Origin of the sequence: Martelella endophytica, from assembly GCF_000960975.1 — a bacterium.
Lineage (GTDB): Bacteria > Pseudomonadota > Alphaproteobacteria > Rhizobiales > Rhizobiaceae > Martelella > Martelella endophytica.
On the sequence record NZ_CP010803.1, the window covers coordinates 2,701,195 to 2,719,685 of the forward strand.

Here is an 18,491-nt window from a genome sequence, read left to right on the forward strand (position 1 = left end):
GCATCATCCCAGCCGGGCCGAGGCGTAGGTGCCAGGGCTCGGGGGGAAGACGACGGTCTTGTTGCCGTTGATGAACAGACGGTGATGGATATGGGCCTCGACGGCGCGGGCGAGCACCTGCGCTTCGACATCGCGACCGATGGCGACATAATCTTCCGCCGATTGCGCATGGGTGATGCGCACCGTGTCCTGCTCGATGATCGGGCCTTCGTCGAGATCGGCGGTGACATAGTGCGCCGTCGCCCCGATCAGCTTCACACCCCGCCCATAGGCCTGCTTGTAGGGGTTGGCACCCTTGAAGCTCGGCAGGAATGAGTGGTGGATGTTGATGATGCGTCCCGACATCTTCTGGCAGAGCTGGTCCGACAGGATCTGCATGTAGCGGGCCAGCACGACCAGTTCGGTGCCGGAGCGTTCGACGATGTCCATCAGCTCGGCTTCGGCCTCGGCCTTGTTCTCCCTGGTCACCCGGATTTGGTGGAAGGGGAGGTCGTGGTTCACCACCAGTTTCTGATAGTCGAGGTGGTTCGAGACGACGCCGACGATGTCGACGGGCAACGCGCCGATCTTCCAGCGGTAGAGCAGATCGTTGAGGCAATGGCCGAAGCGCGACACCATGAGCAGCACCTTCATCCGCTCGCTGGCGTCTTGAAAGCGGTAGTCCATGCCGAACTTATCCGCGACGACGGCAAAGCCTGCTTCGAGGCTTTCACGCGTCGAAGACGTCTCCGTGGAAAACCGCACCCGCATGAAGAAACGGCCGGTCTCCATGTCGTCGAACTGCGAGCTGTCGGTGATGTTGCAGCCTTCGCCGGCGAGAAAGCCGGAGATGGCTGCGACAATGCCGCGGGTCGATTGGCAGGCGACGGTCAGGGTGATGGTGTTCATGGTTTGGGCTTCCGGATATGCGAGCGGAATGGTTCCGGCGGGGCTCTGCCAGCCGGTGGCTGAATGATCGGGCCCGTTTGGGCCTGTCTCAGACGTCGAGCGTGTGCTGGCGTTCCCAGCGGCTGAAGTGCGAGCAGAAACTGTTCCACTCGAGGCGCTTCTGTTTCAGGTAGGCGCGTGAAAAGTCCTTGCCGAGCATGCCGGTCAGCTCATCGTCGCTCTCGAAGGCGCGCAGCGCATCGAGGAGGTTGAGCGGAAGTTGCGGCGCGTCCGTCACCTTGTGGCCTTCGGAATACATGTCGATGTCATAATGCGGGCCGGGATCGGCCTCGTTGTGCAGGCCGCTGAGCCCGGCGGCGAGGATGACCGATTGCAGGAGATACGGATTGACCGCGCCATCGGCGAGCCGGAGCTCGAAACGGCCGGGGCCTGGCACACGCACCATATGGGTGCGGTTGTTGCCGGTCCAGGTGACCGTGTTTGGTGCCCATGTGGCGCCCGAAAGCGTGCGCGGTGCGTTGATGCGCTTGTAGGAATTCACGGTGGGATTGGTGATTGCGGCCAGCGCCTCGGCGTGGCGCATGATGCCGCCGAGGAAGTGCTTGCCCTTGGCCGAGAGCCCGAAGGGCATGTCGTTGTCGGCGAAGGCGTTGACCTTGCCGTCAAGGTCCCAGACGGAAATATGGGCGTGGCAGCCATTGCCGGTGAGGTTCTGGAACGGCTTGGGCATGAAGGTCGCTCTCAGCCCATGCTTTTCGGCGATCGACTTCACCATGAACTTGAAGAAGGAATGCTTGTCGGCCGTCTTCAGCACGTCGTCATATTCCCAGTTCATCTCGAACTGGCCGTTGGCGTCCTCATGGTCGTTCTGATAGGGCTTCCAGCCGAGTTCCAGCATGTAGTCGCAGATCTCGGCGATCACGTCATAGCGGCGCATCACGGCCTGCTGGTCGTAGCAGGGCTTTTCCGCCGTATCGAGGCCGTCGGAGATTTCCGAGCCATCGGGGGAGACCAGGAAGAATTCCGGCTCGACGCCCGTCTTGACCCGCAAGCCTTCTTCCGCGGCGGCGGCAACCAGTTTCTTCAGCACCACGCGTGGCGCCTGGTCGAGCGGTGCCTCGTTCATCACGCAGTCGGCGGCGACCCAGGCCACTTCCCGCTTCCAGGGGAGCTGGATGACGGAGCTTGCGTCCGGCACGGCGAACAGGTCGGGATGGGCCGGGCTCAGGTCGAGCCAGGTGGCAAAGCCGGCAAAGCCGGCACCATCCTGCTGCATTTCGGCGATCGCCTGCGCCGGCACGAGCTTTGCCCGCTGGCCGCCGAAGAGATCGGTATAGCTGATCATGAAATACTTGATGCCGTTTTCGGCCGCATACTGTGAAAGGTCCAGCACTGCGTCGTTCCCCTTGTTGTCTTTAGTCAAAAATCGGATCGCAGGCGCGGCATGCCCTTGTTTGCCGGGCGAGGCCGCTGAAATCGGGTATAAGCTGCCGGGCCGAAGCCGGTCCGGCCAATACGTTCAGAAACCGGCCTTGCCGGGATACCAGTCCGTGCCGGCAAGCGGCACCTTAGCGATGGCTGCGGCCTCCATGGTCAGCGCCACGAGGTCTTCGGGCTCGAGGTTATGGAGGTCATTCTTGCCGCAGGCGCGGGCAATGGTCTGGGCCTCAAGGGTCATCACGTGCAGATAGTTGGCAAGCCTGCGGCCGGCCGCAACCGGGTCGAGCCTCTTGGCAAGTTCCGGATCCTGCGTGGTGATGCCGGCGGGGTCCTTGCCCTCATGCCAGTCGTCATAGGCGCCGGCCGTGGTGCCGAGCTTGTTGTACTCGGCTTCCCAGCGCGGATCGTTGTCGCCAAGTGCCACGAGTGCGGCAGTGCCGATCGCGACCGCATCGGCGCCGAGCGCCATCGCCTTGGCAACATCGGCGCCGGACCGGATGCCACCGGAGATGATCAGCTGCACCTTGCGATGCATGCCGAGGTCCTGAAGCGCCTGGACAGCGGGGCGGATGCAGGCAAGCGTCGGCAGGCCGACATTCTCGATGAACACATCCTGCGTTGCCGCCGTGCCACCCTGCATGCCGTCGATGACAATCACATCGGCGCCGGATTTTACCGCAAGCGCGGTATCGTAATAGGGGCGCGAGCCGCCGACCTTCACATAGATCGGTTTCTCCCAGTCCGTGATTTCGCGGATTTCCATGATCTTGATCTCAAGATCATCGGGGCCAGTCCAGTCGGGATGGCGGCAGGCGGAGCGTTGGTCGATGCCCTTGGGGAGCGTGCGCATCTCGGCGACGCGGTCGGAAATCTTCTGGCCAAGCAGCATGCCGCCGCCGCCGGGCTTGGCGCCCTGACCGGCCACAACCTCGATGGCATCGGCCCGGCGCAGGTCGCGCGGGTTCATGCCGTAGCGCGAGGGCAGGTACTGATAGACGAGGATCTCGGAGTGGCCGCGTTCCTCGTCCGTCATGCCGCCATCGCCGGTGGTGGTGGAGGTGCCGGCAAGCGTTGCGCCGCGGCCCAGCGCTTCCTTGGCATTGCCGGAAAGCGCACCGAAGCTCATGCCGGCGATCGTGATCGGCGTCTTCAGGGTGATCGGCTTCCTGGCATGACGGCCACCGAGGACGACGCTGGTGTTGCACTTCTCGCGATAGCCTTCCAGCGGATAGCGCGAGATCGAGGCACCGAGAAACAGCAGGTCGTCGAAATGGGGAAGCCGGCGCTTGGCGCCACCGCCGCGGATGTCATAGATCCCGGTGGCGGCAGCGCGGCGGATTTCGCCCATCGTATATTCATCGAAGGTTGCGGAAGGACGCGGCGGCGTAAGCGGATTCTGGTAGCTCATGCGTTTGTCCTCTTTTCAGTACGCGTCGGCATTGTCGATGTTGAAATTGTAGAGCTTGCGGGCCGATCCATACCGCTTGAACTCTTCCGGGCTGACATCGGTGACGCCGGCCCGTTTCAGCAGGTCTTGCAGCGCGTCGATATGCTCGGGGCGCATCTCCTTCTCGATGCAGTCCGAGCCGAGGCTTTTCACCGAACCGCGAACGAAGATCTTTGCCTCGTAGAGGCTGTCGCCCAGCGCATCGCCGGCATCGCCGAGCACGACCAGATGGCCGGCCTGCGCCATGAAGGCCGACATGTGGCCGATATTGCCATGGACGACGATGTCGATACCCTTCATTGAAATGCCGCAGCGCGAGGCCGCATTGCCCTTGATGACCAGCAGCCCGCCGCGCCCTGTCGCGCCGGCATACTGGCTGGCATCGCCTTCAATGATCACCGTGCCGGACATCATGTTCTCGGCAACGCCGGGGCCGGCTGAGCCGTGAACGGTGACCGTGCCGCCATCATTCATCCCGGCGCAGTAGTAGCCTGTCGAACCGTGGACATCGACCGTCACGGGCTCGTCGATGCCGACGGCGATCGCGTGACTGCCGCGCGGATTGACCACCTCGAAGGCCGTGTCGTTGTCGCCATCGGTGAGTGCGTGGAGCGCCTGGTTGAGGTCCCGCAGGCTGGACTTTGAAAGATCGAAAACGGGCATGCTTGTGTCCTCGGGCGGCCGGTCAGGCGGCCTTCTCGTGATCCCAGAAATAGACGGTGGCCGGCTCCGGCTCCCAGACGCGGGCGGTCTCGATGCCGGGGAGCCCGACAAGCGCGCGATATTCGGAGCCGAAGGCGACGTATTGATCGGTCTCGGCCATCACCGCAGGCTTGCAGGCAATCGGATCGCGCAGCACTCCGAAGCCCGACTTCGTGCCGACCACGAAGGTGAAAAAGCCATCGAGATCGGAAAGCGCCCCGTCGAGCGCTTCGCCGAGATCCTTGCCGCCGGCCATGGCGGCGGAGAGATAGGCGGCACCGACCTCGGTATCGTTCTCGGTCTCGAAGGCAATGCCCTCGCGGATAAGCGCGCGGCGGAGATTGTTGTGGTTGGAGAGAGAGCCATTGTGAACCAGGCACTGGTCGGCGCCGGTCGAAAACGGATGGGCGCCGAGCGTGGTGACAGCCGATTCCGTCGCCATGCGGGTGTGGCCAATGCCGTGGCTGCCGGACATGGCGCGGATATCGAACCGGTCGATGACGTCGGCCGGAAGGCCGGTCTCCTTGTAGATTTCGACGCTTTCGCCGACGCCCATGACGCGCAGGGACGGTCTGATCCGGGCAAGCGTCTCGCGGATGCCATCGGCCGAAGCGGCCTGGAGGGCGATCACGGCGTGCGTGGACTTGACGGTGACGGAAGCGGGGTAGCCGGCGGCTGCAAGCGCTTCGGCAAGGCCTTCGAAATCGGCTTCAGGTTCAGCGGATTGCACCGTGACCTTCAGCGTCTTGCCGTCAGTGCCAGAATAGATGGCGAGGCCGGCGGAATCCGGTCCGCGATCCGTCATCGTCACCAGCATGTCGGCCAGCAATGTGCCAAGCTGTGGCTCGAGGCTCTTGTCCTTCAGGAATAATCCAACAATCCCGCACATCGGCGCTTCTCCGTTCGTTGCTGAAACCAGCAGTAACAGAGACCGAGACAGTTTTCAATTATCAAGAATAAAAAATTCTCCTGAGGAATAATCAGTCAACGGGTCTGGCCTGCCTGTAGGAGATGATGGAGAGGTAGCGCGCGGGCAGCTCCGTCAGTACTTCCGGGCCATGCGGTGCATCCGCATCGAAGAACAGGCTGTCGCCCGCCTCCATCACATAGCGATTGTCGCCATGGCGATAGGTCACCTTGCCCTCCAGCATGTAGAGGAACTCCATGCCTTCGTGCTGGAAGGTGGGAAATACGTCGGAATCGGTGGTGAGAGTGATTAGGTAGGGCTCGACCGTGACGCCGGACGTATTGTTGTCGATATGGCCGAGAAGGCTGTACTGGTGGCCGGCGCGGGTGCCCCGGCGCTCGATGTTGACGCCTTCGCCTGCCTTGACGAATGTCGCGTTGCGCTGCTCCTCATAGCGTCGAAAGAAAGCGGTCACGGGAACGCCCAGCGCCCGCGAAAGCGCCTGCAGCGAGTTGAGAGAAGGCGAGATGTTGCCGTTCTCGATCTTCGAGAGCATGCCGACCGAAATGCCGGTTGACGCCGAAAGGTCGCTGACGGTGATGCCGAGCGCCTTGCGGAAGGTGCGCACCTCGTGGCCGATCGCGCGCTCGAGGTTCTTCTCGGGTGCTTCGCGAACGGCGTGCGGGTTCTGGCTGAGCGGCTTGTCGGGCACTGTCGCGTCCTTGTTCATTGATAATCCGTGGTTCCTTCAAATACGGGAATTTTCCCCGGAGTGAAACTGCGGCAATTTCAGAGGCCGGGTCTGCGACGCTCTTTCGATGGCGGATGGCCGTAATGTTCGCTGAAGGCACGGGAGAAATGCGCAGCACTTGAAAATCCTGTCGCATAAGCAATTTCGGCAAGTGAAAGCGGGCTTTGCTGCATCAGGCGACGGGCATGGGCAAGGCGGATTGCGCGATAGATATCGCGGTAGTGCGTGTTCATATGCGCGTTGAAAAGCCTGTCGAGATGGCGGTCGCTGATGCCGGCGAAGGCGGCCATGGCTCTGCGTGTCAGCGGGCTTTCGATCGTAGCTTCCATCTTCTCCAGCACATTCAGGAGAACCGGGTGGTTCACATTGTAGCGCTCAGCGATGACCGCGCGTTGCGGGGCGGCCGATGGGGCGACCGCTGTGTGCAGGTACCAGTCGCTCACCCTCCGGGCGAAGGCTTCGCCCATGCGCTCGGCGATGATCGCATGCATCATGTCGAGCGGCGCGACGCCGCCGCCGCAGGTGATGCGGTTTCCATCCATGACAAAGCGGGCCTGGCGTGGCTGCAGGTGGGGAAAAGCCTCGATGAGCGCTGCGGCATGCTCCCAGTGGATCGTGAAATCGCGGCCATCCAGCAGGCCTGCTTCGGCCAGCAGATAGGGCCCGCCGGAAATGCCGCCAAGCATGTCGCCGCGGCGGGCAAGCCGGCGCAGCGCCGCGGTCAGTTTCGGCATATGCCACGCGTCCGGCGTGCCGCCGGCGCACACGAACATGAAATGGGGCAGGGCACCTTCTGCGGTGAGCTTTGCGCAGGGGACGCTCGCGCCGGAGGAACTGGCGACGGGACCGCCGTCAATCGAGAAGGTCTGCCAGCGAAAGAGTTCCTGACCCGCCAGAAGATTGGCGGCCCGCAGCGGCTCGGTCGCCGACGCATAGGACATCAGCGCAAAGCCGGGCACAAGAATGAAGCCGAAGGTGTGGCCGGGGCGTATGGCAGAAGAGGTCATGTCCCAATTCTATAAAGAAAAGTCCTTTTTGTGCAACGAGATTTGCTTGAAGGCGGCTAGGCTTTTGTCAAACACCACGGCAGGCGGCTCATGTCCTACAGCGCTCTTTCCATTCTCAAGAACGGCCTTTTCGGCAATCGGCACTGGAAGCCCGCATGGCGCATGCCGGAGCCGAAACCGCATTATGATGTCATCATTGTCGGCGGCGGCGGCCACGGGCTGGCGACGGCCTACTATCTGGCAAAGGAATTCGGCATCACCAATGTCGCGGTGCTGGAGAAGAGCTATATCGGCTCCGGAAATGTCGGTCGTAACACGACGATCATCCGTTCCAACTATCTCCTGCCGGGCAACAATCCGTTCTACGAGCTGTCGATGAAGCTCTGGGAGGGACTGGAGCAGGATTTCAATTTCAACGCCATGGTTTCCCAGCGCGGCGTCCTCAACCTGTTTCACAGCGATGGCCAGCGCGATGCCTATGTGCGGCGCGGCAATGCCATGCGTCTCCACGGTGTCGATGCGGAACTCCTGGACCGGGAGGCGGTGCGGACGATGCTGCCCTTCCTCGATTTCGACAATGCCCGCTTTCCCATCAAGGGAGCGCTGATGCAGCCGCGCGGCGGCACAGTGCGCCACGATGCCGTCGCCTGGGGCTATGCGCGAGGCGCCGACAGTCACGGTGTCGATATCATTCAGAATTGCGAGGTCACCGGCATTCGCCGCGAAAACGGCCGCGTCGTCGGTGTCGAGACGTCGCGCGGCTTCATCGGCTGCAGCACGCTCGGCCTTGCCGCGGCGGGCAACTCTTCCGCCGTGGCGCGGATGGCGGATCTGAAATTGCCGATCGAAAGCCATGTGCTGCAGGCCTTCGTTTCCGAAGCACTGAAGCCCTTCATCGACAATGTCGTCACCTTCGGCGCCGGCCACTTCTATGTCTCGCAATCCGACAAGGGCGGTCTCGTCTTCGGCGGCGATATCGACGGTTACAATTCCTATGCCCAGCGCGGCAATCTCGCGACCGTCGAGCATGTGGCCGAAGCCGGCAAGGCGATGATCCCGTCACTCTCAAGGGGGCGGGTGCTGCGCGCCTGGGGTGGCATCATGGACATGAGCATGGACGGCTCGCCGATCATCGACCGCTCACCGATCGACAACCTCTACCTCAACGCCGGCTGGTGTTATGGCGGCTTCAAGGCGACGCCGGCCTCCGGCTTCTGCTTTGCCCACCTTCTGGCGCGCGGCACGCCACACGAAACGGCGAAGGCCTTCCGCCTCGATCGTTTCGAACGCGGCTATCTGATCGATGAAAAGGGCGTGGGCGCCCAGCCGAACCTCCACTGAGCGGGACAAGGAGAACACCATGGCAAGCCTGATATCCTGTCCCCATTGCGGCAGCCGCCCGAAGGAGGAGTTCACCGTCAAGGGCGCCGTCGTCAAAAGGCCGGAGCCGGATGCCGGGGAGACCGCCTGGATGGACTATGTCTATCTGCGCGACAATCCGCGCGGCAGGTACCGCGAATACTGGCACCACACATCCGCTTGCCGGCGGTGGCTGATCGTCACGCGCGATACGGTGACCCATGAGATCGAAAGCACCATCGATGCCGCCGAAGCAGGGCGGGCGGAGGTGCGGTCATGACGCCGTACCGGCTTGAAAAAGGTGGGCTTGTCGACCGCAGCACGGCGCTTCGCTTTTCATTCGATGGAAAGTTGATGTCTGGTTTTGCCGGTGACAGCCTCGCCTCGGCGCTCCTGGCCAATGGCACATTGCTCGTCGGTCGCAGCTTCAAATACCATCGCCCGCGCGGCATCATGACAGCCGGTGCCGCCGAGCCGAGCGCGCTGCTGACGATCGGCACAGGCGGACGCACGACGCCCAATACCCGTGCGACCATGCAGCCCCTGTTCGATGGGCTCAGCGCCCGAAGCCAGAACCGCTGGCCGACGCTTCAACATGATATCGGTGCGCTCAATGGCCTGTTGTCGCCGTTCCTGAGCGCCGGCTTCTACTACAAGACCTTCATGTGGCCGAAGCCCTTCTGGGAGAAAGTCTACGAGCCTTTCATCCGTCGCGCGGCCGGCCTCGGCCGGGCAAGCTATGAGGATGATCCGGATACTTATGAAAAATGCTGGGCGCATTGCAACCTCGCCATCGTCGGCGCGGGTGCCGCCGGGCTTGCCGCGGCACTGACGGCGGGGCGAAGCGGCGCGCGCGTCATTCTGGTCGATGAGCAGAGAGAGCCGGGCGGGTTTCTTCTTTCCGAAAGCGCCATGATCGGCGGCGGCCCGGCATCGGCCTTCGTCGCCGAGGCCGTCGCGGAACTGCGCGGGCTTCCCAATGTCCGGATCCTCAAGCGCACCACGGCCTTCGGCTGGTATGACGGCAATGTCATCGGCGCGATTGAACTCACCGGAAACGGGGCGGGACCGGCTGAGCGGCTGTGGCGCATCGCGGCCGGTCGCATCCTGCTGGCAACAGGTGCGGAGGAGCGGCCGCTGGTCTTCGGCGGCAATGATATACCGGGCGTCATGCTGGCAGGCGCCATGCGCACCTATCTCAATCGCTATGGTGTGGCGCCGGGCCGGCGCGTGGCAATCTTCACCACCAATGACAGCGGCTATGCGCTTGCCGCCGATCTGGAGCGGGCAGGGATCGTTCCGGCCGCAATTGTCGACAGCCGGGCCGAGGGGCCCGAATGGGCGGGTGCCGCACGGGTCGTCCGGGGCGCCTATGTATGCGATGCTCGTGGCGGCAGGGCGCTGTCCGCGATCACGATCCTGAAGGATGGAAATCGCGAGGCAATCGACGTCGATGCGCTGGCCGTCTCCGGCGGCTTCAGCCCGATCATTCACCTCGCCTGCCACCGGGGCGGCCGGCCGGTCTGGAACGAAGTCGCCGGCGCCTTCTTGGCACCCGGAAAGCTCGATGGACTGGCACTGAGTGGTGCGGCCAAGGGCGTTTCGGGGCTTTCGGCCGCGATGGAAAGCGGTGCGGCCCACGCCGTGGGGCTGCTGAGGGACCTTGGCATCAATGCCTTTCCCTTCGAGCCCAGCGATATCGAAGGCGATACGGCCCAAGCGCCATCCAAGCCGCTCTGGACCATTCCCGGTATCAAAGGAAAGGCCTTCGTCGATTTCCAGAACGACGTGCACAAGGGCGATCTCGGCCTTGCCGTCAGAGAGGGCTACGGCCATGTCGAACTCGCCAAGCGCTACACCACCAACGGCATGGCGACTGATCAGGGCAAGCTTTCCAACATCAATGCCATCGGGCTTCTGGCGGAAGCACGGGGCGTGTCCCCGGCCGAGGTCGGCACCACCACCTTCCGGCCGTTCTACACGCCGGTTTCCTTCGGCGCGCTGACGGGCACGCATCACGGCCGGCATTTCCAACCGGTGCGCAAGTCGCCGTTGCATGGCTGGGCGGAAAAGAACGGCGCGCAGTTTACCGAGACCGGGCTCTGGTATCGCTCGGCCTGGTTCCCGCGCGATGGCGAGACCGGCTGGCGCCAAAGCGTCGACCGCGAAGTGCTGAACGTGCGGGAGAACGCCGGGCTCTGCGATGTTTCCATGCTCGGCAAGATCGAGGTATGCGGCACTGATGCTGCCGAATTCCTCAACCGCATCTATGCCAACGGTTTTCTCAAACTCCCGGTCGGCAAGGCGCGATATGGCCTGATGCTGCGCGAAGACGGCCATATCTATGATGACGGCACGACCAGCCGGCTTGGTGAAACCCGATACTTCATGACGACCACCACGGCAGGGGCCGCCGGTGTTCTCAACCATCTCGAATTTTGTGCCCAGGTGCACTGGCCGGAGCTCGATGTCCAGCTCGCCTCCGTCACCGATCAGTGGGCGCAGATGGCTATTGCCGGCCCCAAATCCCGGCTCATACTCTCGGCGCTTGTTGATGACGACATCTCGGATGCGGTGGTGCCTTTCCTTGCCGCGCGCGAAGTGACGCTCTGCAACGGGCAGGTGGCCGCACGTCTCTTCCGTATCTCGTTTTCGGGCGAACTTGCCTATGAACTCGCGGTTCCCGCCGGCTATGGCGAAAGCGTTGCCGATGCGTTGATGGCGGCGGGGCGCGAGCATGGTCTTCAGCCTTACGGTGTCGAAGCGATGAGTGTCCTGAGAATCGAGAAGGGGCACGTCACCCACAACGAGATCAATGGCACCGTCGTGCCGGACGATCTCGGTTTCGGGCGCATGGTCTCGACGAAGAAGCGTGACTTCATCGGCAAGGCCATGCTCGGGCGCGACGGCCTGACAGCGCCGGGCAGGCTGCAGCTTGTTGGCGTCGTGCCGCTGGAAAAAGACGGCATGTTCTCGGCGGGCGCGCATATCCTGCGCAGCGGCGATGCAGCGACGCTGGAAAACGATCAGGGGCACGTGACCTCGGCGGCTTTCTCGCCCCATCTCGGTTCGATGATCGGTCTCGCGCTGGCTTCCGCCGGTCGCAGCCGTCACGGCGAAGCCGTGGTCGTCTGGGATGGGCTGCGGGGCCGATCTACCCCGGCGCGCCTCTGCGATCCTGTATTTTACGATCCTTCGAACGAGAAGCTCCATGGCTGATTTCAAGCTGGAACATCGCCCGGCATTGCGCGAAAACCTGGTCACGGAGGGTTTGCGGCTCGAAGCCTTGCCCGAGGGCCTCGTCCTTCATATCCTGTCTTGCCTCGCCGATGGTGAACTCACTGCGCTCTTGCAGTCATACCTTCCCGAAGGTGGCGCATTACGCAAGATCGCACCGGGCCAGTGGTTCATTGTCGATGATGCCCCCATGACACCGGCTGCGCTTGCCGCGCTTCAGGATGCGCTCGGTGAAAGTGCCCATCTCGTGGACCAGAGCCACGGCCGTGTCCGGTTCGCGATCTCCGGAAAGGATGCGGACCTCGTGCTTTCGCGGCTCACCGCCGTCGATCTGGGGGCGCCCTCCTTCGGTATCGGTCAGACGCAGGCGACGCTCCTCGGTCATATCTCGGGGCACCTGACTCGCACCGGGCCGAGTGCATACGAGATCATCGTCCTGCGCAGCTACGCCGACAGTCTTTGGGAGGCATGCAGCGAGGGGCTGAAGGTGTAGAACTTCTGCCGGTCCGGGCAGAAGTTCTCGGCATTGCTTCGGCGACAGCCATGCGTCGCCAGTCATTCCCCGCAGCCCTGAATTCACCCACTCTTCGGATAGGGCCGGATCTTCATCCGGCTCGGCCGCGGCCAGGTGCTGGTAACGAAGACGGAAGATTATGTCGAAGGCGCGCGGGCAATCGGCCTGCCGCATCGCTGGATCATGATCCGCTACATCCTGCCCAACATGTTGCCGCCGATCATCGTGCAGGCGACCATCTCGATTGCGACCGCGATCATCTCCGAGGCCGCACTGAGCTTCCTTGGCATCGGCCAGCAGTCGCCGAACCCGTCCTGGGGCTCGATGCTGAACACCGCCAAGAATTTTCTCGAACAGGCGCCCTGGATGTCGATCTTTCCGGGCGGAGCCATATGTCTGATCGTGCTTGCCTTCAATCTGCTCGGCGACGGTCTGCGCGATGCGCTTGATCCGCGCGGATGATTTTTAAAAGGAAAACAATGATATGACGAAAACCTTCATTCGCAACGCCACCGTCATCACCATGGATGACAAGGATCGCATCCTCAAGAATGCCGGCGTTCTGTTCGAAGATGACGTGATCGTTGCGGTCGGCCCGGACATCGATCCCGGCCCGGATTGCGACATTATCGACGGTACTGACCGGATCGTCATTCCCGGCCTGATCAATGGCCATATCCACATGTGGCAGACGGCAGTGCGCGGCTTCGGCGTCGACTGGACCGGCATCGAGCATCACCTTCATATGCAGACGGAATGGGTCCCGGTCTATCAGCCGGAAGACATGTTCCAGTCGGAATATGTCGGAGGCCTTTCGCTGTTGAATGGCGGCGTCACCACGGTCTTCGAATGGTGCCATGGCAACCGCACGCCGGAGCACTCCGACGCGGCGATCGCGGGGCTGGAGCGCGCCGGTATCCGCTCGCTCTTCATCCACGGCACGGTGAAGACCCTGCCGCGCGAAGGCGAGGTGCATTTTTCGCAGATCCCGCATCCTGCGGAAGAGGCGCGGCGTCTGCGCAGGCTCTATTCCGCCGATGGCGGCATGATGAGCCTGGCGCTCGGGATTCTGGGGCCGGACTATTCGCCGGTCGAGGTCTGCGAGAAGGATTTCGCGCTTGCAGCCGAGCTCGATGTCTGGTCCAGCGCCCATTATTCGGGCCGCAAGGGCAAGGTCGATCGCGGCTATTTCACCCTCGCCGAAAAGGGCATCCTGGCTGACAAGCACAATGCCGTCCACGGCAACGCCATGTCGGATGACGAGATCAGGCTTCTGATCGAGCAGGGCAACACCATCACCGCAACGCCGACGACGGAAGTTTCCGGCGGGTCCAAGGCACCGCTCGTCAGCCGCGTCATCGATGCCGGCGGCATGCCGGCGATCGGTAACGACTCCGAAACGGCAACGGCAGGCTCGATGCTCTCGGCGATGCGCGAAAGCCTCGCAATCGACCGGCTGTTTCGCAACATCAAGCGCGATGCCGTCGCCAAGTCCGAGGCGCCGGCTGCCACCAATGCCGTTTATCGCGGCATGCCTGTTCCCGCCCGCAAGGTTCACGGTACCTACGAAGCGCTGAAATGGGCAACCATCGGCAACGCCCGCTCGATGGGCCTCGGCCATCGCATCGGCTCGCTCGAACCCGGAAAGCAGGCCGATATCACGATCATCCGCGCCAACGACATTAATCTCGTGCCGTCGATCGATCCGGTGGATGCGGTCGTGGCCTACGCCGACAGCTCAAATGTCGAAACGGTGTTCGTCAACGGCGTGGCGAAGAAGACCGGTGGCGTCCTGACTGACGCATCCGCGCCAACGGCGGCAGCGGCACTGCGCGAGCGCACGCTGCGCATCCTCGAAGAAAGCGGCCGCGCTGCGCTGGCCGAAGAGCGCTTCGCCTGATCGGCAGAAACGTCGGGCGGGAGACCGTCTTCTGCCGCGCGATGGCGGCGGTCTTTCTATGCTGCGTGACATGTGCGGGAACGTCAGCGCTGCGGCGAACGCCGTCTAGCGGCTTCTGCGCTGATCATCCTTCCTCGGTTCAAAGGTTTGGTGCATTCGCCGCTTTCGGGCGAATGTGACAACGCGCCTTTATTGTGTAAATTCAGGTTTAAGCTTACCGTAGCGAATGATCATGAGGAGGGGCATCTCATGAAGATACTGATTGCCGATGACCACGAACTGGTTCGCGACACGATCTGCGCGTTTCTGTCGAACGAGCCCGGCCTTCGCATTTCGGTCGCGGCTGACTTCGACGGGGCTGCCGAACTGATGAACCGCGAGGGCCCCTTCGACCTAGTGCTGCTCGACTATACGATGCCCGGCATGAACGGTCTCGAGGGGCTTGCCAGAGCGAAGGACCTCAATTTCGGCAGTCCGGTCGCCATTATTTCCGGAACCGCCTCGCGCGATGTCGCGGAACAGGCACTGGAATCGGGTGCTGCCGGTTTCCTGCCGAAGACCCTCCCGGCGAAATCGCTGATCCATGCGGTCCGGTTCATGGCGGCTGGCGAGCAATATGCGCCCGTGCAGTTCATGACGGAGAAGGAGCAGAAGACCGTCCATCCGCTTGCGGAAAAACTCACGGGCCGCGAAGTCGACGTTCTAAAGGGGCTTGTCGAGGGGCTCGCCAACAAGGAGATCGCCCGCGCGCTCGGCCTGCAGGAGGTTACGGTGAAACTTCACGTCAAGACCCTTTGCCGCAAGCTCGAAGCCCGCAACCGCACCATGGCTGCGATGATTGCGAAGGACGCCGGGCTCTTCTGACGCCGCGGAGGCGAGCTGGATGCGGAAAAGGGGCCGGTGCTAGGCGTCGATATGCCTGAGGAAGGCACGGAAACGCTCGGGGGCCTCTGCCGAGAACGCTCGCGCCACCGGAAGGTCCATCAGCTTGCGACCGGCTTCCATGAACACGACACGGTCGGCGATCCGACGGGCAAAGCCGACTTCGTGGGTGACGACAACCATGGTCACGCCTTCGTGGGCGATTGTGGTCATGACATTCAGCACCTCGTTCACGGTCTCGGGATCGAGCGCCGAGGTGGGCTCGTCGAAGAGCAGCGCCACCGGATCCATCGAGAGCGCGCGGGCGATCGCCACACGCTGACGCTGGCCGCCTGAAAGCTCCACCGGAAAGGCGCCAACCTGCTTTGAAAGGCCCACGCGTGTGAGAAGCGCCTCGGCCTTGGCGAAGGCTTCCGCACGCGGCATCTTCTTCAGCTTGATCAGGCCGAGCGCCACGTTTTCCCGGGCGGTGTAGGTCTTGAACAGTCCGAAATGCTGGAACACCATGCCGATGCGCTGGCGGGTCCGGTTGATCGCCGCGTCGCCGCGTCGCACCCGACGGCCGTTGGCGAAGCGCCACGGAAGGCTTTCACCGTCGATGCGGATATCGCCATCATCGGCGGGCTCGATCCAGTTCAGGGTCCTGAGCAGCGTGCTCTTGCCTGAGCCGGAGGGGCCGAGGATGACCACCACTTCTCCGCGACGCACGATCAGGTCGGTCGGATGCAGCGCGGTGTGTCCGCCGAACTGCTTGCTGATATTCCGCGCTTCGATCGTGACCGGAGCATCCGATGTAGGCAGCTCAATCGCCGGCCTGATGTCGTCGGGAAGGGCCTGGACGGCGACATTTGCGGCGGGCGCGGTATCGCGGCCGTTGAGAGCGATCTTCTTTTCAAGCCGGCGCTGGATCAGTGTCCAGATGGTGATCAGGGCCAGGTACCAGACAGAGGCAGCACAATAGGCCTCGAGTGCATGGGTGGTTGACTGCGCAAGCTGCTGGGAAACACGCAGGAGTTCGGCGAAGGAGATGGTGGCCAGCAACGAAGTGGCCTTGATCATGTAGCTGAAATTGTTGCCGAGTGGCGGCAGGATGGTGCGCATGGCCTGCGGGAAGATCACCTTGCGGAAGGTGATCCATGGGCGCAGCCCCAAGGAAGCGGCGGCTTCGCGCTGTTCGTCCGGCACGGCCATCAGGCCGGCGCGCACGATATCGCCCATCCGCGCTGCCTCGTTGAGGCCGAGGCCCAGAAGTCCCGTCGCGACGAGGCTGAGACGCAGGCCCATCTGGGGGAGGGCGGAATAGAAGAACAGGATCTGCGCGAGCAGCGGCGTTCCCTTGAACAGCCAGAGGTAGAACTGGGCCGACCAGGACAATGCCCGGGATTTCGACGTCAGCATAACGCCCAGACCGGTCCCGAGCACGGTGCCAATGGTCTGCGCGACGACCGCGACCCAGATCGTCACCCAGGCCGCATGAGCGACCAGCGGCGAGGTGACGAAGTCGACGAATATGGAGAAGCTGAATCCCATCTCAGTCTTTCGGTGAGAACAGCGGCACGTACCCCGGCTTCAGGGTGCGGTTGCGGTCGATGACATGGCAGCGTGGCGCGCGCGGTCCGACAATCGGCAGGGCCAGGCCGTTGCGAAGACCGGGGGTGGCCTCGATTGCCGGTATGATGGTGCTGGCGAGAACGTTGGCCGCGCCGAAGAGCGATTCAAGCGCCGGCTCGATCGTCATGCGGACGGGCATGGCGCCATCGATCTCGATGGTGTCGGCTTCCTTGAGACCGAAGCGCTCCGGCTGGTAATACATCGAAAGGCAGGTCCGCAGAACCAGCGCCTCGCCGCGATAGGCTTCGGCATACTGGCGGATGCCGACAACGCGGCCGGGGGGAAGGATGCCGAGTGTCGGGTCGCCGCTGTCAACGTCAAAGTCGGCCGTTTCCAGGTCCCAGCGTTCCTTGACCAGGTCGATCTCCATATCGAGATAGTCGGCGATCAGCGCCAGCGATTCAGGTGCTCCCATGTGGCCGACGATGTCGCCGCGTTCGACCCCGGCATTGAACTGCTCCGGCGTGAGGCCGTAGCCGACATGCTCGATATCCCCCGGGCCGGTGCCTGTGACATCGATGGTGCGGTTGATGCGCACTGCGGTGACATTGCTGGTGGCACGGGCGAGAAGCAGCGGCAGGCTGTCGTAGGAGAAGCCGGGATTGATCCCCATACCGGTGATGGAGACGTTCTGACTGCGCGCGAGCTTATCCAGGCGCTCGGCCATGTCGCCGAAGCGCAGCCAAGGGTAAAACATGGACTCGGCGGCAGAGATCACGTTCAGGCCCGCCTGGAGGGCTTCGGAAAGCTGGCTTTCGATCCTGCCGGGCTTGGATTCCGTCATGTGAATCAGGGCGGCCGGCTTTTCCAGCAATCCGGCAAGACAGGAGGCAAGATCCGGGGTGATTGTGACGTCGGCAAAGCGGGTCGTGCCGCAGATAGCGCCGAGCGTCTTGCCGGATTTCTCCGGGGCATTGTCGATGGCGCCGACGACGTTGAGCGCGCGGTAGTCGTTTTCCAGAACCCGGAGGAGCCGGCTGCCGAGCGCGCCGCAACCCTGAAGAATGATGTCAGTCATGCACGATGCCTTTCGGGAAAGAAGGGGCCTTTTGGAAGAAGATGGGGTCAGCCGAGCGGCTCGATGGCGTCGGGAATTGCCTGTCCGGCGCGCGAGCGCGGCACGGAGCCGCGGTCGGCGATGCGTTCCAGCCAGGCCTGGACGAAAAGCCAGAGCGAGTACATCAGCAGGTAATAGACTGCAGCCACCGAATAGAGCTCGATGACGCGATAGGTCTCGTTGATGGCCATGCGTGTGACCCGCAATAGTTCGGCAAACGAGATCACCGAGAGCAGCGACGTGGTGCGCATCATCGAGGCGAATTCATTGCCGAAGGGGGGCAGGATGACGCGGAAGGCCTGCGGCATGGCGACGTAGCGGATGACTTCGAGCCGCGAGAAACCCATGGCGCGGGCGGCGAGCGACTGTTCATGCGGTACGGATTCCAGCCCCGCGCGGATGATCTCCGCCATGTAGGCGCCGGCATAGAAGCCGAGGCCGATGAGGCCAGCCTCGATGACATTGAGACGGATGCCGAGCTGGGGCAGGCCGAAATAGAGCAGAAGAAGCTGGACCAGCGGCGGCGTGCCGCGCCAGAGCCAGATATAGGCATGCGAAATCCAGCGCAGCGCCGCAAAGCGCGACATGGCAAAGAGTGCGAGCACCAGGCCGATGACGACGGCGATCGCCTGAGCCACCACCGCGACCAGAAGCGTCACGCCGGCCGCTACCAGAAACCGCGGCTGGAACAGATACTCGAAAAAGACGTCGACAGAAAAATCCATCCGACTTGCCGATCAAGGGAAAGAGCCGGCGCAGCAGGGGGAAACCGCGCCGGCAGGTGCGGGC

Annotated in this window: 16 protein-coding genes and 1 pseudogene; 7 read left to right on the forward strand and 10 right to left on the reverse strand. The window is 62.9% G+C overall.

The genetic code is table 11. The annotated features are described in order from the left end of the window. Positions 1-3: 3 nt before the first annotated feature. The 7 genes from purU to TM49_RS12300 all read right to left on the reverse strand — a co-directional run bounded on the left by purU (position 4) and on the right by TM49_RS12300 (position 7,142). The gene (purU, locus tag TM49_RS12270) at positions 4-888 is read right to left on the reverse strand and encodes a formyltetrahydrofolate deformylase (protein ID WP_045681603.1); all 885 of its coding nucleotides are present in this window, start codon (positions 886-888) and stop codon (positions 4-6) included. An 88-nt stretch (positions 889-976) separates the two neighbouring features. Beyond that, positions 977-2,281 carry a type III glutamate--ammonia ligase gene (gene glnT / locus TM49_RS12275; RefSeq protein ID WP_280136240.1) on the reverse strand — a complete coding sequence of 435 codons (1,305 nt, stop codon included), beginning with the start codon at positions 2,279-2,281 and terminating at the stop codon, positions 977-979. 126 nt (positions 2,282-2,407) lie between these two features. Then, positions 2,408-3,736 carry an FMN-binding glutamate synthase family protein gene (locus tag TM49_RS12280; RefSeq protein ID WP_045681604.1) on the reverse strand — a complete coding sequence of 443 codons (1,329 nt, stop codon included), beginning with the start codon at positions 3,734-3,736 and terminating at the stop codon, positions 2,408-2,410. Between the two features lie 15 nt (positions 3,737-3,751). Next, the gene (locus tag TM49_RS12285; RefSeq protein ID WP_045681606.1) at positions 3,752-4,438 is read right to left on the reverse strand and encodes a GltB/FmdC/FwdC-like GXGXG domain-containing protein; all 687 of its coding nucleotides are present in this window, start codon (positions 4,436-4,438) and stop codon (positions 3,752-3,754) included. A gap of 22 nt (positions 4,439-4,460) precedes the next feature. Continuing rightward, positions 4,461-5,366 carry a class II glutamine amidotransferase gene (locus TM49_RS12290; protein WP_045681607.1) on the reverse strand — a complete coding sequence of 302 codons (906 nt, stop codon included), beginning with the start codon at positions 5,364-5,366 and terminating at the stop codon, positions 4,461-4,463. A 91-nt stretch (positions 5,367-5,457) separates the two neighbouring features. Next, positions 5,458-6,114, reverse strand: coding sequence for a helix-turn-helix domain-containing protein (locus TM49_RS12295; RefSeq protein ID WP_045681609.1), 657 nt, complete (start codon positions 6,112-6,114; stop codon positions 5,458-5,460). A 59-nt stretch (positions 6,115-6,173) separates the two neighbouring features. Further along, positions 6,174-7,142 (reverse strand): GlxA family transcriptional regulator, encoded by a 969-nt coding sequence (locus TM49_RS12300; RefSeq protein WP_045681611.1) that lies wholly within the window; start codon positions 7,140-7,142, stop codon positions 6,174-6,176. Between the two features lie 90 nt (positions 7,143-7,232). On the opposite strand from TM49_RS12300, the gene TM49_RS12305 reads away from it, so the two are divergent. The 7 genes and pseudogenes from TM49_RS12305 (at position 7,233) to TM49_RS12335 (ending at position 15,016) form a co-directional block, all read left to right on the forward strand. After that, positions 7,233-8,483, forward strand: coding sequence for a sarcosine oxidase subunit beta family protein (locus tag TM49_RS12305; protein WP_045681613.1), 1,251 nt, complete (start codon positions 7,233-7,235; stop codon positions 8,481-8,483). Between the two features lie 19 nt (positions 8,484-8,502). Further along, a complete protein-coding gene (locus TM49_RS12310; RefSeq protein WP_045681614.1) occupies positions 8,503-8,781 on the forward strand; it encodes a sarcosine oxidase subunit delta in 279 nt (92 codons plus the stop codon). Next, complete coding sequence (locus TM49_RS12315) at positions 8,778-11,720, forward strand: sarcosine oxidase subunit alpha family protein (RefSeq protein WP_045681616.1); 2,943 nt, start codon at positions 8,778-8,780, stop codon at positions 11,718-11,720. Before TM49_RS12310 ends, TM49_RS12315 begins: the two co-directional genes overlap by 4 nt. Then, the gene (locus TM49_RS12320) at positions 11,713-12,231 is read left to right on the forward strand and encodes a sarcosine oxidase subunit gamma family protein (RefSeq protein ID WP_045681618.1); all 519 of its coding nucleotides are present in this window, start codon (positions 11,713-11,715) and stop codon (positions 12,229-12,231) included. The genes TM49_RS12315 and TM49_RS12320 overlap by 8 nt, the downstream gene beginning before the upstream one ends. Before the next feature lie 108 nt (positions 12,232-12,339). Continuing rightward, positions 12,340-12,714: pseudogene (locus tag TM49_RS12325) on the forward strand (ABC transporter permease); the annotation flags it as partial. 22 nt (positions 12,715-12,736) lie between these two features. Next, entirely contained in the window at positions 12,737-14,152 is a 1,416-nt protein-coding gene (locus TM49_RS12330; RefSeq protein ID WP_045681620.1) for an amidohydrolase family protein, read from the forward strand. Positions 14,153-14,401: 249 nt separating this feature from the next. Continuing rightward, complete coding sequence (locus TM49_RS12335) at positions 14,402-15,016, forward strand: response regulator (RefSeq protein WP_045681622.1); 615 nt, start codon at positions 14,402-14,404, stop codon at positions 15,014-15,016. 39 nt (positions 15,017-15,055) lie between these two features. Here TM49_RS12335 and TM49_RS12340 read toward each other — a convergent pair whose 3' ends face one another. The 3 genes from TM49_RS12340 to TM49_RS12350 are packed head-to-tail and all read right to left on the reverse strand — an operon-like array spanning position 15,056 to position 18,427. Then, positions 15,056-16,564: an amino acid ABC transporter permease/ATP-binding protein gene (locus TM49_RS12340; RefSeq protein ID WP_052699830.1), complete on the reverse strand. Its 1,509-nt coding sequence runs from the start codon at positions 16,562-16,564 to the stop codon at positions 15,056-15,058. A gap of 1 nt (position 16,565) precedes the next feature. Next, positions 16,566-17,663 carry an NAD(P)H-dependent amine dehydrogenase family protein gene (locus tag TM49_RS12345; RefSeq protein WP_045681624.1) on the reverse strand — a complete coding sequence of 366 codons (1,098 nt, stop codon included), beginning with the start codon at positions 17,661-17,663 and terminating at the stop codon, positions 16,566-16,568. A 47-nt stretch (positions 17,664-17,710) separates the two neighbouring features. Next, positions 17,711-18,427 carry an amino acid ABC transporter permease gene (locus tag TM49_RS12350; RefSeq protein ID WP_045681626.1) on the reverse strand — a complete coding sequence of 239 codons (717 nt, stop codon included), beginning with the start codon at positions 18,425-18,427 and terminating at the stop codon, positions 17,711-17,713. Positions 18,428-18,491: the final 64 nt, after the last annotated feature.